Source organism: Nonomuraea cypriaca, assembly GCF_015645445.1.
GTDB classification, from domain to species: domain Bacteria; phylum Actinomycetota; class Actinomycetes; order Streptosporangiales; family Streptosporangiaceae; genus Nonomuraea; species Nonomuraea cypriaca.
Map to the genome: position 1 here is coordinate 1 of NZ_JADOGI010000547.1, position 954 is coordinate 954.

The 954-nt window shown below is 66.2% G+C and carries 1 protein-coding gene; it reads right to left on the reverse strand.

What is annotated here, in order from left to right; all coding sequences use genetic code 11:
* Positions 1-442: 442 nt before the first annotated feature.
* Positions 443-954, reverse strand: a 512-nt coding sequence (locus ITP53_RS55530) for a hemerythrin domain-containing protein (RefSeq protein WP_195903517.1), incomplete at its 5' end; no start/stop codon positions are given.

A 954-nucleotide genomic window follows, 5' to 3' on the forward strand; every position in this document is an offset into this window, starting at 1 on the left:
CCCCCCCACGCCAGCTTGTTCACCGGTGCGTGGGATGGGCTGGGTTCCGACGCCAAGGCGACGCGGGACAGGTCACTGATTATCGAGGGCGTCGCAGATCCGGTTCTCCCGGATCACCTCCACCACCTCGGGGTGCTGTTAACGCGGGCTGTCACCAGCTCGCCATTTCATGTCTGGTCACGGTTTGAGTTGTTCGCCTCGGCAAGCGTGGTAACAAATGTTCCCTGAGTTCTTCTGGGGCTCTGAGAGCTCTTTAGCTGCGATCAATCCACAGCGATCAAGCCGTTACAAAGCGAACGGTCCGATCTTCCGCCGCCGGCCCGCCTGGCCGGACCCGCGGCCCAGGTGCACGGTTTCGAGCCGCTGCCGCATGGAGCGGGTGAGCAAGCGCTGGCGCAGTTACCTGTTCGTCCATAATCTACAATGTAAAGGCGTCCGGTTTTCAGAGACCGTGGCGGGTGAGAGGCTCGACCAGCTCGTGTTCCTCGTACGAAAGATGCGACAGCAGGCCGTCGGTCAGCAGGTCCACGGCGGTGCGAAGGTCGTCCAGGGTGCCCGGGTCGCCGACGAAGGCGACGAGGGCCCGGTCGACCCGGTCGATGACCTTGTGGATGGCCTGGTGCTCCTCCTGGAGGCGGCTCAGCACGGGGGCGAGGCCGGGCTCGGCGCGGCGCAGGCGGGGGAACACCATGCTGTCCTCGGCGGTGTGGTGCATGGTGACGAGCCGGCAGTAGGACTCGCAGTACGCGCCGAGGGTCCAGTTGTTCTGGCGCATGGTCAGGGTGTTGATGTGCGAGCGGGCGGCACCCGCGTCGATCGTTCCGGCGGCCACCTGGTCGACGAGGTCGCGTAGCTGGGTGAGCTCGGCGCGCAGATGGTCGTGCACGTCGACGAGATGCCGGCCGTTGGCCTGCTCCTGAGGGGTGTAGCTCCTGCCGGGGTCGGGGCGGGGGG